The organism is Paenibacillus sp. FSL H8-0315, assembly GCF_038005365.1.
In the GTDB taxonomy this organism is placed as follows: domain Bacteria; phylum Bacillota; class Bacilli; order Paenibacillales; family Paenibacillaceae; genus Paenibacillus_AQ; species Paenibacillus_AQ odorifer.
The window spans coordinates 3,858,841-3,881,669 of the sequence record NZ_JBBOTA010000001.1; the positions used below are offsets into that span (position 1 = coordinate 3,858,841).

A 22,829-nucleotide genomic window follows, 5' to 3' on the forward strand; every position below is an offset into this window, starting at 1 on the left:
AGATTGGGTTTATAAAAAAAGGCGGTTCCTCGGGTGCATTACGCACTCGAAGAACCGCCTTTTTGACTTCAGAGCTGGAGATCAGCTTTTGCTAGTTGATAAACTGGAGAGATTTCAATGTCTTCTCCAGCATCGTAACCGCTTCGGCACGAGTTGCCAGCTTCTGTGGAGCAAAGGATCCATCTGTTGCTCCTTGGATAATTCCCTCAGCAGCGATTTCTGCTACTGCTGCTTGGGACCAAGCTGGAATGCTTGCTGCGTCACTGAATTTAGCCAGTGCTGCAGGGTCGGCATTTAAGGTTTTCCCTGTGTACTTAATAGCTTTCGCTAATACCGAGGCCATTTCCTGACGAGTGATTGGGCTACCCGGCTTAAAGCTACCATCGGTATAACCGGAAATCAATCCGGCTTCTGCTGCGGTGCGAATAGCATCAGCATACCAAGCACTTGGGTTTACATCTTTAAATGTGGTCTCACCATTAGCTATCGCAAGTCCCAGAGAACGCGTAATTATTGCCGCGAACTCAGCACGTGTGATCGACTGTGAAGGAGAGAACGTATCGTTGCTTGTTCCGCTGACAATTAGTTTGGTAGCTAATAGATCAATGGATGATTTAGCCCAGTGTCCGTTAGTATCTGCGAACGTTTTGGAAGACTTAACAACGGTGTAGTAGCTGTTACTGTTCCGTTTAATCGTAACGTCCGTTGTTCCATCTGCTTTAGGAACAAAGATAGCAGGCACGAAGGAGATCTTACCTGAAGCAGGATCGAAGACCACTGCCGTTGCGTTATTTGAATTTAAGACGGCAGGTACATTGATCGTGCGCTTCACGTAAGTGCTGCCGAAATTGTTCAACTGCACACTCTTAGTTCCGGCTTGTGCTGAAACGCTGAATTCGATTACTGGAGCAGCTAAAGTAGCATTACCCAGCTGTGAGGCTATAGCTTGGTTTGTGCTGCTTAGTGTTCCCGAATTCGCTACTAGAATGGATACCGTAATTGTAAAGTCGCTGGTGCCTAATTGAGCGGCAAGTGCTGCGCTGTTTACAACACGGAGTGGCAAGGAATAAGAAGCACCATCAGTAGTAAAGGTAAGAACTGTGTTAGGTTGTGCTGCTGCTTGTTTTACAAGCACACTGCCTGGAAGCACTACTTGAGCGCCGCCTGTAGTGGCTTTAACCGGAATAACCAGCTCTTGGCTACCCGTTGGCAGTTCAGCAAGTTGTTTGGTTAGATCAGCAGCATCAATTGTTGTTACTTGTGCTGAAGCAATTGGAGCCACAGTTGGAGCAACAGTTGGTGATGGTGTAGCTGTTGGTACTGTTGGAGCCGATGTTGGTACTGATGTTGGTACTGAAGTTGGTACTGAAGTTGGTACTGATGTAGGCACTGAAGTTGGATCTGGTGTTGGTACTGGTGTTGGTACTGGTGTTGGGTCTGGTGTCGGAGTTGGATTTGTCTCCGGCAGTGGTGCACCTTTCAGATCAACAATCCGGCCTTCAACGGCGGAAGTGTTCGCAGTGACCGTTCCAACCTTCTGCAGATACTTCGTAAATACATCAAAGTCCGGTAGGTACAGCAGATTCACGCGGCCTTCTTTATAGGCCTTTTCAAGTGAAGTATAGAAATCTCCACCCTTCGCTGTGAAAGCATTCGTAGCTACTTCGTAGGATGCGTTCAGATCCAGAGGAACGTATTTATCCCCGTTTTTCACTTCAATACGCAATACACGTTCGTTCACAGGTTTCGTAGAGTCGTAATAGAATTTCAACCCTGCAACGTGTGGGAAACGTCCGTCTGCTGCCGGCGTTTTGGAAACCCCGTTCTCCATAGCATCCTTAATTTCTTGTCCAGTCAAAGTGATCGTAACCAGATCGTTGTTGAATGGAAGTACGCCGAGTACTTCGCCTTGTGTGATCGGTCCTTCGTTGATGGATTCGCGAATACCGCCGCCGTTTTGCAAGGCGATTACGGCATTAGTGCCCGCTTTTTGAGCTGCATAAAGCATGCCATCGGCAATCAGGTTACCAAGATTAGTTTCCTTTGTGCGCACATTATCACGAACGCCGTTTAGAACAACCTCTGAATTTCCTACTACCTCATTGGTTAGTTCTTGAATACCCGGCTTATACTCGGTATCCAGGATCTTTTTAGCTTCAGGGTCCTCTGCGATAACGTAGTTAGTACCGTTTTTAGCATCGATGGAGATTAATTGGTCTTTCCAATCGGTCAGTACGCCATCTTTGTTAAATTTAACTTCAAGTTGGCCAAGGAAAAGACCTTTTTCACCGGTCTGCACAATAAGCTTCGGTGCGTTAGGATCGGTGTTATCTACAACGGCTTGATCCAGTTGCGTGTGGCTGTGACCCCCAACGATAATATCAATGCCGTTAACGGCTTTGGCTAGCTTGAGATCTTCTTCATAGCCAAGGTGTGAAAGAACAATGATCTTGTTAACTTTCTCTTTTTCAAGCATAGCGACCGTTGCTTCCGCTTTAGCGAAGGCATTCTCGAAGGTCACTTTACCTGGTGAAGCAATGTTCGCTGTATCTTCTGTCGTCAGACCCATGATACCGACCTGTTGGCCGTCTACTTCTTTGATCAGCGCAGGGTAGATGGTTCCAGCATTACCTGAGCGGCCGATTTCATTGGTGAACATTTTGCTAAGAATATCATCCGCTGAGAAGTTCACATTGGAGGAGACAAATGGGAACTTTGCGTTGCCAATGAATTTGGACAGTACATCTGAATCTTTATCAAACTCATGATTACCGAAAGTCATAGCATCATATTTGACCAGATTCATAAAGGCCAGGTCTGCTTGACCCAGATACTTATTGAAGTAAAGTGTTCCGGAGAACACATCACCTGCGTCCACAAGAATAGGATTCTCTGTAGTCGCCTTGGCATCTTTAATTGCTGTTACACGGCGTAAGATGTTGTTTGGCGAGCTGACAGTATCTAATCCTGCATGTGTGTCGTTGGTGTGCAGAATGGTTAGTGGGAAGTCTTCAGCAGTATTAAAATCAATCTGTGCCAAAACCGCATCGTGATCGGATACCCGACCGTTCGATGGTGAGAAGTCGGCATTTAGATGAACGACATCTACTTTAGAAGAAGCCGTTAGATTTTTACTGACAAGAATATGATCTAGCACTTGAGAGTTTCCGTCATAGGTGTACGTATACTGCTCATTTAAAGGCAATGTATCGATCAAATTATCTAGTTCTGTACCTTTTAAGAGGGTTGCAGTTTTAGTAAATTGGAAATCATTCAAATCGCCAAGAGCTACGATGTTGGCTTTAGGATTTGCAGTCAGAACCTCTTTGACAAATCCGTTTACGACCGCCGCGATTTTATGGCGTTGTGTTTCACTGGACAATACAGGGGGCTGAACATTTCCGAAAGGACCGGTATCGCCGCCTTTTGAATTGAAATGGTTAGCGATCACAATTACTGTTTCGCCACCGAATACGAACTGTGCAGCAAGGGGTTTACGTGAACTTGCAAAGGCAGAGTTTGTTGGATCAATTCGTCCTGGATTGTAGGTCAATTGATCTGCCGCTGCGTTATATCCAACGGATTGTGTAGCTGTACCTTTTTGTCCGCTCACACTGTCTGCAAGCTGTACTCTTGCTGGATTGTACAGGAATCCTACGCGAATGTTTCCGCCTGGGGCACCGCCATCCATATTGTTCTCCGGAGCGATATCTGTGTATTTATATACAGGACCGCCAGCGGTTTCAATAGCCTTAATCAATTCGGCTGCACTTGCTTCAGTGATACCATTATTGGCTTCACCATTGCTGTCCTGCATTTCGACAACGCCGATAATGTCAGGTTTTTTCATATTGTTTGTGATGGAGTCGGCTAGTTTCTGGATTTTTGTTGCTCCGACACCCGGGTAGAAGTTTTCAATGTTGTACGATGCGATCAACAACTTACTATCATTGACTTCAAGAGTAGTTGTTTCTTGCTTAAAGGTACTTGGAGTGATGGCTGGAAGCTTACCGTTTTCCGGAATCACTTTGAAGTTACCGTTGTTGTATCCGATGACGCCAGTTACATCTCCCGCGAACTTATCTCCGGTGATGACTTCTTGACCCGGATTTCCGTAAGCAATGATGAGGCGCTGAGGATTGTATTGGTTGTATTCTTTGAGAACTAATCCACCAGCTGGTGTGATGACATCAGGTGTTTCATTTTCTACTCTTGTAGGGATGTTATACAGCATTGAATTTCCGCTACCACTTGTCCAGTAAGGACTGATAATCGTAGGGGTAGGGAGCTTGACGAGCATACCTTCTAACGATTCGTAGAAATCAATTGCATCTTCATTAGGCTCAAAATCAGCCATGCCGTCATTGTCAATTATGGAAGACGGAATGGCTCTCCCGCCTTTACCAAGTACGACAGGCTCTGGCACAGTATAACTTGAAGAGGAGTCTACTTTTATTGAAGTCATAGTAATTTGAGTAGAGGTTAAATTACTTGCGTTACCTTCGTTGTATTCGGAAACAGCTCCACTAACTTGGACTAAATCTCCAATTTGAGGCTTAAGGGATGAATTAGTGCTGTATACAAAAATACCTTCCGAAGTGTTTACATTATCGTCTGGCTGAGGGTCTTGCATAAAGAAACCTCTATAAGCGCCAGTGGCGAAGGTGTACCCATATTGGGTAACGATGCCTTCTACATCGGAAACGTTCTGACCTGCATACTCAGAAGTATGAGATTCTCCTTGAATATCATGTATACGAGGGAGTTCAGATGCTTTATATGCAAAGGTATAAACCTTACTTGTCTTGCCATCTGCTACGACAATTGCATGGATGGTAAGATCTTGATTAACTGTAATCGGATCTGAATAAAGCTTACTTGCTGTTGTTGGTTCAGTTCCGTTGGTCGTGTAGTAAATCTGTGCTCCAAGAGTAGGGCTGGATAGGGTCACAGAACTTCCTTTGATGATGCGACCTGCGCCAGGGCTGGCCATAACGGAAAAAGTTTCTTCCACCAAAGCATTTTCATTAAGTGGAATGAATTGATAAGTCGTACTATATTGCTCGATAACCCCAGTGATATTGTCAAAGGTTTTACCCTTAACTAGTTTAGGCAGGGTTGAAAAAATTGTGAATTGTTGTCCACCTTGGCTAGCAGTCACCGTGCTGCCATTTACATTGTCTATGGTCACATTATTCATAGTTACCAGCTGAGCTTCGTGGCTTTCGCCGTTCGCGGCAGACAAGTCGGTTGCTGTAATCAATTTTGGTGCAGGCACCCCAACATTTTGTGCAGCTACATTGTATTGAAGTCCACTTTGGAATTTGATTTCTTGCAGGTTGCTGTAGATATCCATTGTGCCGCTTACTTCAACACGATCTCCAACGTTTGCGAACTCTGGGAAACCATAAAGTACGATCCCGCCGGATTCATCCTGAATATACATTTTTGCTGCATTAATGTGAGTTACGATACCTTCTGTTAAAATATTCTGACCTTTACTAGCAAGGCGTGCTGTTGCAACATCTGTTTTGGCCAGAATAGTGTAATCAAAAGTCGATATAGGGCTGTCTGGCATATTTGGTTCTGAAGCATACGCTTTAATCGTAGTGTCCTCAGTTAAGGTAATAGGCCCTGTGTAAGGTTGGAAATTAGTTGAACCACCTGATCCATAAACAGCTGCATAGACGGATGCTCCAACCGTTGGAGAATTCAAAGATATTTCTGTACCAGCCGGCCAGGCATTAGGGGCTGGTAAAGCTACTGCGGAACTAGCAGTTTCCGGTAATTCAGGTAACGTACCGTAGGTGCTGTTCCGTGGACTTGGTGCTTGGACAACAAAATCCGTAGAGTTGTTATCCGTATCTAGACCGCGGCTGTCTGCTGGTGCACCAGCCGCAGCTTTACGGATAGCGGCTGTCGTATTGGAGAGAGCAGCGGTCGCACTTCCCTCGACATTTGTAGCTGTTCCGTAGCCAACTAAATCAATTGTTGTACCTGATTTATCAACGAGGTCGACTTTGCCGTTTGTACCACTCATAGCAAGGATTCCCTTGCTAACATCAGGAGTAGGCAAGTCGGTAGTTCCTCCCGTTCCAGTGGCCTCCTCAATAAGGAAGTATCCATTTGCCGGGATGGTTCCATTTAAGTCTGTTCCGCTACTAAAGGTTCCGGCCGCTGAGGTATAGCGAACTTTCCATCCAGTCAAATCTACTGGATGATTTGTAGGATTGTATAATTCAATAAAATCATTTTTAAATTCCGCTCCGCCGTTTCCACCACCACCATAGACCTGCGAGATAACAATATTGCTATTATCCGGTGCTGCCTCGGCGGTCTGGACAGCTGGTAACACACTGCCGGCAACCATTAACATTGCCAGTCCAGTAGCGAACCATTTCCTTACTCTTGAAGAAATAATCATTTGGATAAGTCATTCTCCCCTCGAATCTTTTATTTACAACCTATTAAATCTTAGCATTCAAATGTAAAATGAAAGGTTGTCTTTCATGAATATAAATTAAAGTTTGCATCATTTAAATCTAAAAATTGAAATGTTGTGATTTTAGTATAAAAACAGTGCATAAATACAATATTAATTATAAATTTAGTATTTTTATGGTTAATAGATCACCGATATTTTAATTTTATGTTATATATATTGTTGAATTTATTATGGATTGCGACAAATTTATTCTAGAGTTTTGTTAATTTTTACATAGGGAAAACAATAGTGATTAGAATTATATAGAATGTATCGGAACAAAAATAATGCCCCTCCAGCTTCTTATCGAGAAGTGGAAGGGCATTATTAATTTTAAATCTACTTGGACAACACATCACTGCTGGTGCGGAAGCTCAAGCCGTTCAATTCCATCCATATATTTACGCAGTGCCTGCGGAATGTAAATAGATCCATCCTCCAGTTGATGATTCTCCAGCAGCGGAATTAGGATCCTTGGTGTAGCCACTGCGGTGTTATTTAAGGTGTGGCAGTATTGCAGCTTACCGTCGGCATCCCGGTAACGAATGCCCGAACGACGAGCTTGGAAATCGAGCAGGTTGGAAGCCGAGTGTGTCTCTCCGTATGCCTCTCTGCTTGGCATCCAAGTCTCGATGTCATACTGCTTATGTGTCTTCAGGGACATATCTCCTGTGCAGACAGACATGATCCGATAGGGAAGTTCCAAGAGCTGTAGAATATGCTCTGCATTCGCAAGAATCTCCTGCAGCATGCCTTCTGATACGCCCTCATCATTCCGACATAAGATAACTTGTTCAATTTTTGAGAATTGATGAACACGGTACAGGCCACGCACGTCTCGTCCCGCCGATCCTACCTCACGTCGGAAGCAGGCCGACATTCCGGCGAGTCGCATTGGCGAATCCAGTTCGACAATCTCATCGCTATACAGCGAGACAAGCGACACCTCCGATGTGCCTACCAGCCAGCGATTGTCTCCGTTTAGCTCATAGGTCTGATCCATCCCGCCGGGGAAGAAGCCCGTACGTTCCAGCGCTTCCGGACGGACAATTACGGGAACATCCATCACCGTGAACCCGCGGGCAGTTAGTACATCAATGGCCAGCCGCTGTACAGCGAGATGTAACAACAACCCTGCACCCTTCAGCACATAGCTGCGTGGGCCGCCTGCTTTGACGCCACGGGGGATATCGATGATATTGTGGAGCTCGCCTAGCTCTACATGATCACGCGGTTTAAAGCCGAATTCCGGCAGCGTTCCGGTTCGTCGCAGTTCTACATTATCTTTATCATCATGGCCAATCGGTGTATCCTGCGATACAGGGTTTGGTGCGAGCAGCATGAGTTCTCCACAGCGCCGGTCTGCCTCAGTTAGTTCTGCCTCATAGAGATTCAGGCGGTTGTTCAGTTCTCTTACTTGTTCTTTAACTGCTTCTCCTGCCACGCTGTCACCCTGTCGTAAAAGTCGTTCAACCTCTTTGGTCAGCCCGTTACGCTGGGCTCTCAACTGTTCCGTATCTTGGCGCAATTCGCGCCGTTTCTCATCCCATTCCAGCAGTTCATCCAGTGGGAAGTCGACTCTTTTCCAAGCCGTAATGTTTCTTACAAGTTCCTGATTGTCTTTGATCCAGTTCATATCCAGCATACCGTTTCGCTCCTTTTTGGTTAAAAAAACGCAAAAAACGCCCTCATCCATGGGACGAGGAGCGTCAGCTCGCGGTGCCACCCAGGTTGATCGAATCTCCTTAACTGCAGGAACAATCCGACCCTCTTTGGTCTTCGCGGTAACGGGCGAAACCCGGTGAACTTAGGGAGTTGTTGTAGACTCCGGTCGCAGACGCCTCACGGTTGGATGCCGATCATTGGCCTGATTGTTGGAATTAATATTGTTGCTTAGTATAACGTAAGAGCGGGAGGAGCGCAAGTGATTATGGTTTGACAAAAATATCAATTCTACGTTAGGATTAGTATTAATTTAAAGTAATTTTGTCGGGATAATAAATAAAGCAGTGTGAGCTGCTTAAGTGGGATGGAAGAGGTGGAAAAGTGGCTAAAATTGTTGTGATTAACGGAACGCCTTCCCTGGTATCGCGTATCAATGCAGCTATAGAATATGCGGAGGCCAGCTTAACCAATCAGGGCTTCGAGGTTGAGCGTATTAACGTAGCAGAGCTACCAGCGGAGGATTTGATTCACACTAAGTTTGAAAGTGAGTCTATCGTCAAAGCCAATGGCCTTGTAGCGGAAGCTGATGCGGTAATTGTGGTTAGCCCGGTTTATAAAGCTTCTTATACAGGCGTGTTGAAGACCTTTTTAGATCTGGTTCCACAAAAGGGATTGGCCGGAAAAGTTGTACTCCCGCTGTTCATGGGCGGCAGTCTTGCACATCTGCTCACAATTGATTACGCATTGAAACCTGTGTTGTCTGTACTGGGCGCGCGTTACATTCTTGGCGGCGTCTATGCCGTGGATTCTCAAGTGGTTCGTAATGATCACGGAGTGGTAGAGCTTGCTGAGGAGCTGAAGCTGCGCCTGAACGATGCATTAGATGAGCTTGCAGAAGAAACTACACATCGTGTGGAACGCAAGGCATAAGACTAAGTAGCATGCCTTCTGTGCTTAGTGCTAATAACAAACGTATAAGCGTCTCTTTCATCCCTGATACCAGGGGAGAGGGCGCTTTTTGCATTATATAAGCTATAGCAAAAAGGCCATCTCACTAAGAAAGTAGAGAATGGCCTCTTTTTTATATAGGGATCGTTATATATCCGGTCTTACAAATCGTCGAATCCGTTATCGTCGCCAACCTTACCATAGTTGCGGGACTTAGCTTCGAAGAAGTCAGTTTTGGTAGCATTAAGCGCATCATCGGAGAAGGGTTTGATCCAAGGCATACAGTTAACGTCAACACCTTGATAAGCTTTTTCCATACCCATCAAAGTCAGACGCTTGTTCGCTGTATATTTGATGTAGTCGCTAAGCTCGTTAAGATCAATACCACGCACGTTAGTAAGTGTGTAATAAGCCCAGTTGGTTTCGAGCTCTACCGCGCGGTCGATGGTACGGTATACGTAATCCATGTTTTCTTTGGTGTTCAGCTCAGGGAAGTCTACAAGCAGCTGCTTAAATACTTCTGCGAAGAAGTAGCAGTGCTGATTCTCGTCACGTTGAATATAAGAGATCATTTGGCTAGTCGCCATCATCTTCTGGTCACGGGCCAGATTGTAGAAGAAGGCGAAAGTGCTGTAGAAGAAAATTCCTTCCAAGATGAGATCTGCTACCAGCGCATGGAAAAAGGTCTGTCTCGTAGGGTTATCACGGAACTCTTGATAAATATCAGAGATAAACTGATTACGCTCCAGCAGGACAGGGTCTTTTTTCCAATATTCAAAAATTTCCTTCTGCTCACTCTCCGACACGATAGAGGAAAGAACATAGGAATAGGATTGGTTATGCACCACTTCTTGCTGCCCGATAATAGCGGAGATAGCTTCCAAAGAGGAATCGGTGAAATAACGCTTCACGTCGCTCACGAACATCGTCTGCATCGAATCCAGCACAGCGAGTAGGGAGATATTAATCTTAAATACGCGTTGTTCCTCGGCATCCAGCATCGGGAATTGTTGCGCATCCTTGGACATTGGAATTTCATCCGCGATCCAGTGATTAAGCAGCAGTACCTTATACAGCTTGTACATATGAGGCATGCGAATATCATTCCAGTTCAGAATACCTGAGCATTCACCGTCGATAATGCGTGTGGATTGGTTAGGTGCTTCAGTATTAAAAATCTTTTGTAATTGCATTTCTTATCCCTCCATTTTTTGCGCTGGTAATCTTTCTTGGTGTCTTGTTCATAGAAAGACGGTGATGGAGTAACGGAGAGGAAGTTTGGAGCTGTAGGAGCGTCAGCGTTCGCCCGAAAGCTTTCCGTAGGAAAGCTCGCATCGAAAGTATATGCTGTCATCGGATGTCATCCGCTAATAGCGGTAAAGATCTAGACCTCTGATGACAACAGCGGCCGGAAGCCCAAACATTCCTCGCAGTTACGAAATTCATCATCGTTTTTCTATTCAGGGCACTAAGATAATTAGCTAGCGCAAGATTCACACTCTTCTATAGTCAAAGCACGGCTACGCACATAATAAGTTGATTTCAAGCCGCCCTTCCAGGCATTCAGATGCAGTTCCAGGAACTCGGTAGCCTTGATGTCAGGACGGACATACAGGTTGAAGCTTTGGCCTTGATCGACGTGACGCTGGCGAGCAGAAGCCATGCGGATCGACCAGTTTTGGTCAATCGTAAATGCTGTCTTATAGTACCAGATCGTTTTGTCGGACAGATCCGGTGCTGGGTTAGCAATCTTATAAGTTGTTTTTTCTTCATAGGAAAGCAGTTCATACAGCGGATCAATGCTGGCGGTGGAGCCGGCAATAATCGATGTAGATCCATTCGGCGCAATGGCGAACATCCAAGCGTTACGTACGCCGTCCTTAGCTACTTCTTCTTGCAGCTCGCGCCATTGCTCAGTCGTTACATATTTACCTTCTTGCTCACCGCTAACATAACCGCGGGAAGTGAAGTATGCGCCAGTCTCCCAATCGGATCCAGCAAATTTCGGATAACGGCCTTTTTCACGGGCAAGCTCCATGCTCGAACGAACCAACAGGTAGTTGATATGTTCATATAAATGATTGTTATATTCTACGGCTTCATCGGATTCCCAACGAATGCCCTTGAGTGCCAATAGGTGATGCAGGCCGAATGTGCCGAGACCTACTGCGCGGTACTGGCTGTTCGTGTATTGTGCCTGCAGAACTTCAATATTATTAATGTCGATTACGTTATCAAGCATACGAACTTGGATCGGAACAAGTCTTTCTAATACGCCAGCTGGAATCGCCCGTGCTAAGTGAATCGAATTCAGATTGCAGACTACGAAGTCGCCAGGGATTTTGGAAATAACGATCCGGGTCTGGCCATCTTTAGTTACTAATTCTTCTTGCTCAATAACTGTTGCAGACTGATTCTGCATAATTTCTGTACACAGGTTGGAGGAGAAAACCATACCTTGATGACGGTTTGGGTTGGTCCGGTTCACGGTATCGCGGTAGAACATGTACGGTGTACCCGTCTCTAGCTGTGATTTCATAATCCGTTTCATGATGTCGATCGCAGGAACAGTGATCCGGGATAATTCCAGGTTCGCTGTAGCCTCAGCATATTTTTCACGGAAAGTACCTTTGCCAAGCTCTTCATCGTAGAAATCTTCCAATCCTAGTGGACGGCCATTTTTATCTGTCCAGCCCATGACCTTTTTCACCTCATGAGGGCAGAAGAGGTTCCAATGGCTGCGCGATTCTACAGCTTCCATGAACAGGTCAGGCAGGGAGACGCCATGGAACACGTCATGTGCACGCATGCGCTCGTCACCGTTGTTCAGCTTAAGATCGAGGAAAGCGAGAATATCTTTATGGAATACATCAAGATAAACAGCTACAGCACCTTTACGTGTGCCCAACTGGTCTACACTGACTGCTGTATTGTTCAACTGGCGAATCCAAGGGATTACGCCGGAGCTTGTGTTCTTGTGGCCACGGATATCCGAACCACGTGCTCGTACTTTTCCGAGGTAAACGCCGATGCCGCCACCCATTTTGCTTAGACGTGCTACGTCTGTATTGGAGTCAAAGATACCCTCTAGGGAATCGTCTACAGTATCAATAAAGCAGCTGGATAGCTGTCCAGCGACCTTTTTGCCGGCATTGGACATTGTAGGTGTAGCAGCAGTCATATAGATGTTGCTCATAGCCCAATAAGCTTCTTTTACAAGCTCAAGACGTTTCTCAGCTGGCTCACGGTGCATCAGGTACATAGCAATAATCATATAACGTTCTTGTGGAAGCTCCATTACACGGCCGTCAAAATCATGCGCCAAATAACGGTCGGATAGCGTAAGCAGACCGATATAGTCAAACAAAAGGTCGCGTGTATAATCGATACACCCGCCTAGTTCGATAATTTGTTCTTTGGTGTAATGACTTAGAAGTTCTTCGCGATAGATTCCTTTTTTCACGAGATCCGTAATTAGTGGATACAATTCACCGTAAGGCTCTTCCGGATAAGCTTTGTAGCGGCGATGGACGGCAGCTTTTTTATAAAGGGTAGTCAGAAGGGCGCGGGCAGCTGCGAACTTCCAGTTAGGCTCTTCTTTTGTTACAAGCTCTAGAGCGCTCATGGTGAAGGCGTTGCTGATTTCTTCTCCGCTTACCGAGTCACGACGCAGTTTGGAATTCACTCCACGCAGCAAAGTTTCTTTATTTAGTTGATCGAGACCTTCCAGAATACGGTCAGCGTAGACGGAAAGACGGTTCTCATCAAAAGCCAGTTGGCGATTATCCGGTTTTACTACGAATTGCGGCATGGTTAGTTCATCCCTTCTTATTTCAAATTAATTTTCAATATCAAAAATTGATATATTATAGCGCAGCAGGCTGCCACAGAAAGACCTCCGAGCCGTTCATGCTGGCCGGAATGTCGATAATGCGTTGGTTGGAGCTTCCCCGGTAGAGAAGCGTAGTATCTTTCAGTTCTTCTACAAATCTTCCATCTATTAACACCTGACACTGTTTAAGTAGATTCCACTCCGGCGTACCGGGAAGGGCTGTAAGTTCTTCGTACGTATAACCACTGTAAATCCAGATTGAGAACCCTGGCAGTACAGTGCGAAGCTCATGAATGAACCCCAGCAACTCTTCTGCTGAGAAAAAAGGATCGCCGCCTGCCAGTGTCAGACCATCCAGCAAAGGGTTAGCGGCGATTTCTGCGATGATTTCATGTTGTCGTTCTAAGGTGAAGACTTCTCCATATTTAAAGTTCCATGTCTCGGGATTAAAACATCCCGGGCAACGATGGCGGCAGCCGCTGAGAAAGAGGACGGCCCGCATGCCCTCTCCCTCGTTAATCGACTCCGGATAGTAACCGCAAATATTCATAGATGCTTAACGCGATCCCGAACTTCAGCTTGTTTGGCGGCATTAAAGCGGGTCTGATAGTCGCCGGTTAAATAACCTGTAACTCTGCGCAAACGGCGGATGTGCACGTCATTCTCATTTGCGTTGCAGGAAGGACAGTTTGTCCCAATTACGCCTTCGTATCCACAGCTGGAGCAGCGGTCAATCGGATGGTTAATGCTGAAATAACTGACCTCTTGTTCGAGCGCATATTTAATGATTTTGATAAAAGCCGATGGGTTGTTGCGGGCATTGCCGTTTAATTCGACATAAGAAATAGCCCCGGCATTGCAGTATTCATGGAAAGGAGCTTCCAAGCTGATCTTCTGAGCAGCACCCAGATCGAAGTATACAGGGATGTGAAAAGAGTTCGTATAATATTCACGGTCGGTTACGCCCGGAATGGAACCCAGTACCTTGCGGTCAACTTTGGTGAATTTACCGGACAAACCTTCTGCTGGAGTAGCGAACAGGGTGATGTTAAGATCCAGTTCCTCACTTTTCCGATCGCAATAGTCCCGCATATGACGCACGATAGCCAGCGCCTTGGCATGAACTTCCATATCCTCGCCATGGTGTTTGCCGTACATAGCTTTCATACATTCCGCCATACCGATGAAGCCAAGAGACAGACTGCCATGCTTCAGCAGATCGCCTACAGTGTCATCGGGTGCAAGATGTTCGCCGCCTTCCCAGACGCCTTCTCGCATCATGAAATCGGAAGCTTTAGCTTTTTGTGCGGTTTGGATGTGGAAGCGATGGAGAAGTCCTTCCAGCGCAATATCCATATAATGATTTAGATCTTCATAGAAGCCAGCTTCGTCTGCGACGGTACGTCTGCCTGTTACTGTGCCGTGTGCCAGACCTAGCCGAACCAGATTTAGTGTATTAAAGGAAAGGTTGCCCTTCCCAGAGCAATGATTACGCCCAAAACGGTCACCGAGCACTCGGGTTCGGCAGCCCATTGTAGCGAACTCCGTATCAGGATCACTTGAATCATAATACTGCAAGTTGAGCGGAGCGTCCAGATTAGCGAAGTTTGGATATAGTCTGCGCGCAGAACATTCAGCTGCTTTTAGGAACAGTTCATAGTTAGGATCGCCTTGCTGTTGATTGATTCCTTGCTTGCATTTGAAGATTTGAATCGGGAACACTGGTGTTTCTCCGCTGCCAAGTCCGTTCATAGTTGCGGTTAGCAGAGAACTGATCACAAGCTGACCTTCTGGTGAAGTACAAGTACCGTAGTTGATGCTGGTAAACGGTATTTGTCCACCGGATCGGCTGGACATGGTATTCAGATTATGTACCATACTTTCAGCCGCTTGCAGAGTTTCGATTTCGGTTTCCTTTAGTGCAAAACGGAACGCTCTTGGATATGACTCCGCCAGATCGGTCCGGCTCATCGTAATCTCGCCCAAAGATTCGTCAGCTTGTCCTTCTTCAAAATAATCCAGACCCTTGCGGAACAGCTTGGCGAAGGATTTGGTTACATAAGGTGCCAGATCGTAATCGAGTTTATTGGCGGATACACCACCATATTGAGCATTTTGCTGGGATTGGAAAATAATCGCTACCAGAGACATAGCTGTCATTATTGAGTTCGGAGGACGAACGCTGCCGTTGCCGGTATTGAAACCTTCACGGAGAAGTTTATCAAACGGGATAAAAATACAGTTCGTCGTTCCAATCGCGTATTGATCCAGATCATGCACATAGACGACATTGTCATCAATAGCCTGCACTAGCTGTGGCGGCATCGTAAAATTGCGGGCGTACCATTTTGAATATTCACTGCCGAACTTGCTCATTTTACCGGAGAAACTCTCTCCATTCAAATTGGCATTCTCGCGCAATAGGTCCATATCCCGACTGTCGATAATATCCCGGCCTAAATCAATGAGCTCTTCTAAAAGAACTTCCCGTGCATTTTCTACTCCATTAAATTGTCTCTCCAACAACGTCATTGTACAGCTCTCCTCTCAGTATAAAAGAAAAACATCTATCATCAAATCCATATATCCATAAGAAGTTGGACTGCTATAAGCAGTCGTATATTTGTTCAGATTACATAAAAAAAGCATCCCCTACCCGAGGATGGCAGAAAATGCCCGATGCGTTATGTAAATATCCACACGGATATTTGCAGAGGTCTCTACGTAGATGACCGCATGCGGACACCATCCCTGTTCCTCGCAGGCATCAATAGTTGGTGTCGTCGAAACAGGTAGGTCTCCTGGCTTCCGTGGGATCTCTCGGCGCCTTCCCAAGGGTGTTCCTAACCCTCAGTGGCATTTGCCGGGAGATGTGGATTCTCAAGCTTCCCAGAAGCTTAAGAAGGCCATCCGGTTACAGTGGCGGGACCGCAGCGGATTCTCACCGCGCTTCCCTATTAAGCTCTAAATCCGGTTAAGGATCAAAGCGCCTGTCTCCACTATATTTTGTTGTCGTTAGATAAAAATAACCCAAGATGTTGTGTTTGTAAACAGTTTTTTAGAAAACCCGCGCGGGGAGCGGGTTCTTTAAAAGTACTCCACAAATGATCCACAGGCTGTCCATAAGTAATCCACAATTGATCCACAGGGAGATGCGAAATGATTCATAAATTGTCCGAAAAGATGCCACAAAGAGTCCATAAATATAGTGCAGATGACCCTAGAATTTGCTCATGAGAAAATACTCTTAGCCCAAAGTCATATTTTGGAGTAATCAGAAGAAATAGAAGAGATAAGGGAGGATAATCTTGCTTAGTTTGTGACAGAGCGGTGGAATTGTTACAATGGAAGGAGACAGCTACTATAAAATTTCGAGGAGGTATTCTCATGCCTATTGCTGAAGTTACAGTTATTCCAATTGGAACAGGCAGCACCAGTCTTAGCAGCTATGTTGCGGATATGCAGCGGGTGCTGAAGACAGTAGAAGGGATTACTTATGAACTTACGTCCATGGGGACGATCATCGAAGGGCCTCTGCAACGCATTTTTGCCGCGGTAGAAGCTTTGCATGAGTCTCCTTTTGACGCAGGTGCAGAACGTGTCTCTACCTCACTTAAAATAGACGACCGCCGCGATAAACCCTCTACTAGCCGTGGAAAGTTAGAGTCTGTGGAGCGTAAGCTACAGGTGGATTAGCAGTTTAGAAGGGCGGAAAACAGGGAGAGATAGGCTTGCGTTTCTGGCTGGAAGTTGTATAATATTTTTTGTTTGACAGAAAAACAGCGTTAAGCTGGTGTAGCTCAGGGGTAGAGCAACGCACTCGTAATGCGTAGGCCGGGGGTTCAATTCCCTTCACCAGCATATCTAAGAATGGCGCAATGGCGCGGTTTTCCGGGATTCCGGGACCGTGCCATTTTTCGTTAAATCCCCCTGACTTCTTCCATTCTTCTACCCTTTATCCGAGTAAAGTGGGTGTCTCGTCAATTTTCTCCACTTCTTTTCGGGTTCCTAGAATAGAATCTCCGATACATCGGGGCACCGCTTCCTGCAGATTGGGGAGAACATGTGAATAAGTATCCAGAGTGATATTTATTGATGAATGGCCTAATCTTTCCTGAAGTCGAATATGATGGACAGCCCCTGCTGTTCCCTGTTCTTCTGGAGAAACGTATCAAGGAAGATAAGACATGGCGCGAAATCGGTAATGAAAACGGTATGACTAGTGGTCACTGTCGAGCAGATGGAAGGCGTGTCGCAAGCTGACAGCAATCAGAATGAAGGATGTGGCGGAGGTGCAGCATAAGCTGCTTTTCTCTTGCGGGGGCAGATCGGTTAGATGGTAATTACTATAAAAATAAAAAAGACACCACAAGGTGTCTTAGTACAGATACTTTTCGCTCGAATTTCACGAGCTCGTCAGTGAACTGAGTTCATAAGCAAGACTGGCTACGGCTAACAGATGAAGAGATAAAGTAATATCAATGTTAAAATGTGCGGTAATATTAATTTTCATAGATAACCACGCTCCTAAAGTATAAATACACATAAAGAAAACTTTATAAAGCGCTTGGCCTGCCATCATCAGTGCCAGGTAGCCATCCTGTACAGACGCCTTAGCGTTTCGACAATAACATTATACTTAATATTTTGTGTTTTGCCAAAAAAAGGACCCCCAATTCTTGGTCGGGGTGGCGGTTCTGTGTGGTTTCTCAGCGCTTTGGAATCATGATGGTCATTGAGGCTCCACGCACGCGGCTGCAGAATGATCAAATGGAAGTTACGTTTCGGTGTTCATATCTGCTGCATGCTCTGAAATTGATTATCCAAATAACGGGCAGCAAGTTCAGAAGGTTAACGGATTTTTTATTGATACAGGTTGAATTTAATGTTTGATACTGTTGTTATGCTAACGGGAAAGGATAGTTTAATAAAGGAGTTACTTAAGACTGGAATAATGAGCAATGTGACAATTATGTCATTCTGAATTGAATATTGTTAGGTTAATCGATGGGGAAGTTTACTTGTCTCCCTTATACTGGAAATTAAATGATTTTATTTCCGAAAGGGGACAATGCACTGATGACTGATGTAATTAAAGCAATAATACTTGGCATAATAGAGGGCTTAACTGAATTTTTACCAGTATCATCTACTGGACATCTTATTCTAGCAGGCGATTTGCTTAGCTTTGAGGGAGATGCTGCAATAACTTTTAAAATTGTTATTCAGTTGGGTGCAGTGATGGCAGTTTTAATTCTTTATTGGAAAAGGTATTTGGAGATTGGGGTTAATATGATTAGAATGGATTTTTCCAAAAGCAAAGGATTAAATGTCATTCATATGATTTTGGCTATGTTACCAGCATTAACCCTATATCTTCTCTTCAAGGACACAATAAAAAGCCAATTATTTGGCCCAACCCCTGTTTTGATAGGTCTAGTTGTTGGTGGCGTGTTGATGATCATTGCAGCGCGGAATAGGCGGACTGAAACCGCTGATACTATCGATGGGATTAATTATAAACAGGCTTTCGGAATTGGTCTGTTTCAATGCTTGGCGTTATGGCCGGGATTTTCGAGATCAGGTTCGACGATTTCAGGTGGCCTGTTGCTTGGCACTAGCCAAAAAGCCGCTGCAGATTTTACATTCCTTATTTCTGTGCCTGTTATGTTTGGTGCAAGCTTGTTGGATTTGTATGATAGTCGTGATTTGCTGAGTTCTGACGATTTGCTTCTAATGTTAATTGGCTTTGCGACATCCTTTCTTGTGGCAATGATTGCAGTAGTGACGTTCATCAAACTGATTAAGAGACTTCGATTGGAGTGGTTTGCTCTATACCGGTTTGTTTTAGCAGCTCTCTTCTATTTAATTGTCATACAGTAATTGGATTAGTCAATATGAACATCATGGGAAAGAAGCTTTTAAAAAGGCTATACATCATATCCTGCACAGATTTAACTAGAGGTTAAAACAAGGGGAAATCACCAAACAAGACAAAGCTCAAGTAGTCTATGAACTAAGGAATGAATTTTCGGTGTAAGCACTTCTACAGCTAGCCATTATCCCTCGTTTGTTTCTTCTACCATTAATATCACAAAGTGATTATACAAGTGTTTGGGAATATGAAAATCCCCACCAGTTTAAGGTGGGGATTTTGCTTACCAAGTATTATAGTTCGACTGATACTTAACATGTTTGTTCTCATAGCTCTCATTTGGGTAATCACGTCTGACAGACTGCAAGTAGCCTGAAATTGCAAATGCTGCAATAAGCCCTCCTATAATTCCTGTGATTAAGCTGAATGTTGAAAATCCGAATGTGGCAACTACTCCAATGGAAGACAATGCTACAAGCAATAGACTGAATATTTTCATCTTTATACACACCTTCATTTTGTATATATAGTAATTTGGAAATTAAGATTGATACGTTACCTTGTTTGATCGGTTTCGATAAAAATAATAAAAATTCAGCAAATCTTTAGACGGGCTTCATACTTATTTAAGCTAAGAGGATTATAGTAATTACATAACCCCCTTATAATATAGATCTAGACCCTGCCGGAAGTTGGTGGGGTCACTTTTTTGCACAGAGTAATTTTATAAATATGGTTGCCCAATATAGAAGAGAAACAAGAAATATAAAATGTAGAGAATGGGTAGCTTTATTTTTAATTTCTTGCAGGAATTTTTGAATTTTTCTGAGGTCTTGGACAGATTCTTCATCACATATCCATAAATGAGGAATTGTCCAATAACAAAGAAAATGAGCTTAAGGGGAAAGTTGCCCATTTTTATCTCAGTGAAAATAATAGTGAATGTGACACTCACAAAGGTTAGTGATACAACTTTTAAAAACTGTTCATAACGATCTTGTGGTTCTTTGATAGGATCCTGCTGCCCCCATTTTCTCTCATCAATTTCTGTCATGGTAAACCTCCAATCTACTGAATGTTATTAGTATTTCACCAGATTGAGATGCTTTTTGAACAGGGAGAATTAATTGGGAAACCATTATGAGTATAGTTGTCTGTTGCATCTTGTTGAAGGCTTACTTGTTGTGGAGATAGTACACTTGAATTTGATTGATTTGCTGATGCGAAAGGAGCAATTGCGGTAGTCAATAAAGCGATTGATAAAACTACGATTAGTTTTTTCATACTTTGATAATCCTCACATATGAAGTGTTTACTTACATGGATAATAGTAAATTTAATGGTTAATGATGTATATGAGCTATAAGATCGATTTGAAAAATGAGATGTTTTGTAAGTTTTTATAAATAAACGTCGAATATTATAATAAGAGAGTTTTATTGGTGTAGATGACCTAGGACTAATTAATTGTGATGAATTTTAAAAATACGAAACCCGCCGATGCATGTCTCGCGGGTTTGTGCTGATCCTGTATCTTCAAGTAGATCCTTCGTGTTATTAGGTACATTGCCAACAACTGTAGGGACTTTATAAGCTCCTATAGTTGTTACATGGTAAGGTTTCAGTAATTCCAACAAAGAGTAAATTCCCAAATGCTTGGGATTATGCCCACTGGCTTCGGTAGGTGAGCTTTTTTTGTTTACAGAATGTTCCAGAATTATTATATTCAGATTATGTAAATGTTTCGTCCGGAAGAGATTATTCATAGTATATGTTCGGAAGGGTATTTCTGCTTCAGGAATTCCCGTAACAGAGATGTTGAGAGTATATAATGTTCCATATTATATACTCTGATTTCTCCTTAAATCTACACAAAGAAGCGCCGTCCCTTTGGAGACGCCGCTTCTTTATAGTAGATTCTATTCTTTTTGCTCAATTCTTGATTTTGGTGATCTTTTTGGCGGTAACTTGTGCAGGGAATGAATCATCACTTACTTCAAAAAACACTTTAATCTCATCTCCTTTTTTATATTTAGAAGGTGCAACTTTATTTACCCAAATGGCTTGAGAGTACTCATTAGATTCGAGAATTTCCTTGTATTCCTTGTTCAAGTCTTCTTCTTTTAATTCAGAAATTACTAAAATTCTTTTATTTTCTACATCTATTGTGTGTACAATTCCTTTCAAAACTTCATCATTCTTACTACAGGCGGTGACTAATAACAAAAAAACAAAAATAAGAGTCCATTTAATAGTAGTACGTGGTTTTTGAATCATGGACCTTCCCCTCCAGTGGTTACGACATTAGTTTAACATCGGTTGCACAGGCATAGCAGTTAGTACATTACCAATATAAGAATAAACAGCAGCCTTTCCATTATGACGACCTTTATTGATTCTGGGGAGTTACAGGTGAATGTCTGTAGTATTGATATTTTCATAAGAACTTTTGTTTGTATATAATAAAAATAAATGTTCTTATTTTAGAGGCGATCAATGATGGAAATGAGTATCGACCAAACGGTTGGGATTATTTAATTTATCAGGTCAAGGTGAGCAAGATTACACAACGCGAGATCGAGATCCGTGCATCCGTGACAAACGTCCAACATAAACGAAGGGGATAAATATCATGCGGTGTATAACAATACGGCAGCCTTGGGCGACTTTAATTGCTCTTGGTGAAAAAGAGTTTGAAACTCGTTCATGGAGAACAGCCTACCGCGGCGAGTTAGGCATCCATGCCGGAATGAGGATTGACAAAAAGATTTGTGAACAGGAACCGTACAAATCAGTATTGGCGAAACATGGCTATACAGCGAATAATTTGCCGACAGGAGCTATTATTGCTACAGGTCAGCTCGCGGGATGTTATGTGGTTACTCCAGAGGTGGATTTAAGGGAATGGATCAATGGGAACGAATATGATTTTGGCGACTATAGTGAAGGACGGTTTGCCTGGAAGCTTGAACGGGTTCATCCATTAAGCCATCCAATTCCAGCTAAAGGTCGGCTAAGCTTGTGGGAGCACTCTAATCACTTCTGAACGGCGAACAATATTTTTAATGTAATTTTTATGTGCCTATCAGCTTTTTTTCAGGTTCGAGGTATATATTAGAGACACCAAACACCCCCCAGTGTTTTGTGGTATATCTCTCTCAGGTCTTGCCAACTCCCATGGTAAGGCCTATTTTTTTGTTCACTAATTGATTGGGGGGAGAGAGCGCAGCGGCTTCTATACAGCTTTACTTAATCTGGTACTGTTCTTCGTAACTCTTAAAAGATGAAATATCCAGCCCTAGGTATCTGCGCATATGGATGGCAGCCTGAGCCGCAACAATGTCATTCAACAGCAGCATTCGTTCATGATAGCCACGACATATATACTTGGCTTCAATTCCAGTATTAAGTCTGTTTTGCTCATACACCTTGATTCCCCGTCTTCTCATTTCTGCACGAACATCCCTTAGATCTGTTGTAGCTACTGCAGCAGCTGTTCCAAGCACCTCCAGATAAGGGGCGGGTGTTCGTAAGTGTGTAGATAAAATGGCGGAGTCCCGTTCGAAAGCTGATAAAATCATCGGAAGCAATAAATAAGATTTCACCAGCATGTTGTCCCTGCTTTCTGCTCTATGCATGAATCTCATCACCTCTAATAGGAACGTATATTCGTATTCTACCCCGATATTCCAAAAATAATCAATGGTATTTCTAAACAGTTTATCCAATGTGATTAAATTCACAACTTAATAACGAAGAATAAATTATATTAAAAATTGTAATAATAAAAATTAATGTATCGAACGCAAATAAAGGAGAATTATGATGGAAAAAGAGGGCAGCCTCCAGCGTGGATTGTTTTTTGGTTTAATTCTGAGTGTTCCCTTATGGATATCCATATTGGGCTATATACAGTTACTTTAAAATTTAATGAAAAACCTTATGCGAAGCGCCTTTAGGCGCTTTTTTTGTGTGGTACTAATGCGGGGAATTATCGAAAGGAATTGATTGACAATTGTGGGTGT

15 protein-coding genes, 1 tRNA gene and 1 riboswitch are annotated in these 22,829 nt (G+C 43.8%); of the genes, 6 read left to right on the top strand and 10 right to left on the bottom strand.

The genetic code is table 11. The features are described from left to right. Positions 1–91: 91 nt before the first annotated feature. Both MHB56_RS16825 and serS read right to left on the bottom strand, forming a co-directional pair. On the bottom strand, positions 92–6,424 hold the full coding sequence (locus MHB56_RS16825) for a 5'-nucleotidase C-terminal domain-containing protein (protein ID WP_341143778.1): 6,333 nt from the start codon (positions 6,422–6,424) through the stop codon (positions 92–94). Between the two features lie 415 nt (positions 6,425–6,839). Continuing rightward, complete coding sequence (serS, locus tag MHB56_RS16830) at positions 6,840–8,129, bottom strand: serine--tRNA ligase (RefSeq protein WP_076124541.1); 1,290 nt, start codon at positions 8,127–8,129, stop codon at positions 6,840–6,842. A gap of 401 nt (positions 8,130–8,530) precedes the next feature. On the opposite strand from serS, the gene ssuE reads away from it, so the two are divergent. Further along, positions 8,531–9,079, top strand: coding sequence for an NADPH-dependent FMN reductase (gene ssuE / locus MHB56_RS16835; RefSeq protein ID WP_036682586.1), 549 nt, complete (start codon positions 8,531–8,533; stop codon positions 9,077–9,079). A gap of 179 nt (positions 9,080–9,258) precedes the next feature. Here the strand turns inward: ssuE and MHB56_RS16840 are convergent, their stop codons facing one another. The 4 genes from MHB56_RS16840 to MHB56_RS16855 form a co-directional block, all read right to left on the bottom strand. After that, on the bottom strand, positions 9,259–10,290 hold the full coding sequence (locus tag MHB56_RS16840; protein ID WP_036682584.1) for a ribonucleotide-diphosphate reductase subunit beta: 1,032 nt from the start codon (positions 10,288–10,290) through the stop codon (positions 9,259–9,261). Between the two features lie 284 nt (positions 10,291–10,574). Beyond that, positions 10,575–12,908, bottom strand: coding sequence for a ribonucleoside-diphosphate reductase subunit alpha (locus MHB56_RS16845; RefSeq protein ID WP_076142084.1), 2,334 nt, complete (start codon positions 12,906–12,908; stop codon positions 10,575–10,577). A gap of 55 nt (positions 12,909–12,963) precedes the next feature. Then, positions 12,964–13,479 (bottom strand): anaerobic ribonucleoside-triphosphate reductase activating protein, encoded by a 516-nt coding sequence (nrdG, locus tag MHB56_RS16850; protein WP_076124537.1) that lies wholly within the window; start codon positions 13,477–13,479, stop codon positions 12,964–12,966. Further along, positions 13,476–15,461 (bottom strand): anaerobic ribonucleoside triphosphate reductase, encoded by a 1,986-nt coding sequence (locus tag MHB56_RS16855; protein WP_341143779.1) that lies wholly within the window; start codon positions 15,459–15,461, stop codon positions 13,476–13,478. The genes nrdG and MHB56_RS16855 overlap by 4 nt, the downstream gene beginning before the upstream one ends. Positions 15,462–15,703: 242 nt before the next feature. Further along, positions 15,704–15,938, bottom strand: a riboswitch (cobalamin riboswitch). A 378-nt stretch (positions 15,939–16,316) separates the two neighbouring features. On the opposite strand from MHB56_RS16855, the gene MHB56_RS16860 reads away from it, so the two are divergent. The 4 genes from MHB56_RS16860 to MHB56_RS16875 all read left to right on the top strand — a co-directional run bounded on the left by MHB56_RS16860 (position 16,317) and on the right by MHB56_RS16875 (position 18,812). Next, positions 16,317–16,625, top strand: a complete 309-nt coding sequence (locus tag MHB56_RS16860; RefSeq protein WP_339281612.1) for an MTH1187 family thiamine-binding protein — start codon at positions 16,317–16,319, stop codon at positions 16,623–16,625. Between the two features lie 93 nt (positions 16,626–16,718). After that, positions 16,719–16,790 (top strand) — tRNA-Thr (locus MHB56_RS16865). 234 nt (positions 16,791–17,024) lie between these two features. After that, positions 17,025–17,192, top strand: a complete 168-nt coding sequence (locus tag MHB56_RS16870) for a hypothetical protein (RefSeq protein WP_175618960.1) — start codon at positions 17,025–17,027, stop codon at positions 17,190–17,192. Positions 17,193–18,008: 816 nt separating this feature from the next. Further along, entirely contained in the window at positions 18,009–18,812 is an 804-nt protein-coding gene (locus MHB56_RS16875; RefSeq protein ID WP_076220559.1) for an undecaprenyl-diphosphate phosphatase, read from the top strand. A gap of 275 nt (positions 18,813–19,087) precedes the next feature. Here the strand turns inward: MHB56_RS16875 and MHB56_RS16880 are convergent, their stop codons facing one another. The 3 genes from MHB56_RS16880 to MHB56_RS16890 form a co-directional block, all read right to left on the bottom strand. Next, positions 19,088–19,303 (bottom strand): hypothetical protein, encoded by a 216-nt coding sequence (locus MHB56_RS16880; protein ID WP_076124528.1) that lies wholly within the window; start codon positions 19,301–19,303, stop codon positions 19,088–19,090. 225 nt (positions 19,304–19,528) lie between these two features. Continuing rightward, the gene (locus MHB56_RS16885) at positions 19,529–19,858 is read right to left on the bottom strand and encodes a hypothetical protein (protein WP_076124526.1); all 330 of its coding nucleotides are present in this window, start codon (positions 19,856–19,858) and stop codon (positions 19,529–19,531) included. An 878-nt stretch (positions 19,859–20,736) separates the two neighbouring features. Further along, positions 20,737–21,081: a DUF3221 domain-containing protein gene (locus tag MHB56_RS16890; protein WP_076124523.1), complete on the bottom strand. Its 345-nt coding sequence runs from the start codon at positions 21,079–21,081 to the stop codon at positions 20,737–20,739. A gap of 355 nt (positions 21,082–21,436) precedes the next feature. Here MHB56_RS16890 and MHB56_RS16895 point away from each other — a divergent pair, with 355 nt between their 5' ends. Further along, complete coding sequence (locus MHB56_RS16895) at positions 21,437–21,850, top strand: ASCH domain-containing protein (RefSeq protein ID WP_280753282.1); 414 nt, start codon at positions 21,437–21,439, stop codon at positions 21,848–21,850. Between the two features lie 199 nt (positions 21,851–22,049). Here MHB56_RS16895 and MHB56_RS16900 read toward each other — a convergent pair whose 3' ends face one another. Then, entirely contained in the window at positions 22,050–22,442 is a 393-nt protein-coding gene (locus MHB56_RS16900; RefSeq protein WP_051491249.1) for a hypothetical protein, read from the bottom strand. Positions 22,443–22,829 lie beyond the last annotated feature (387 nt).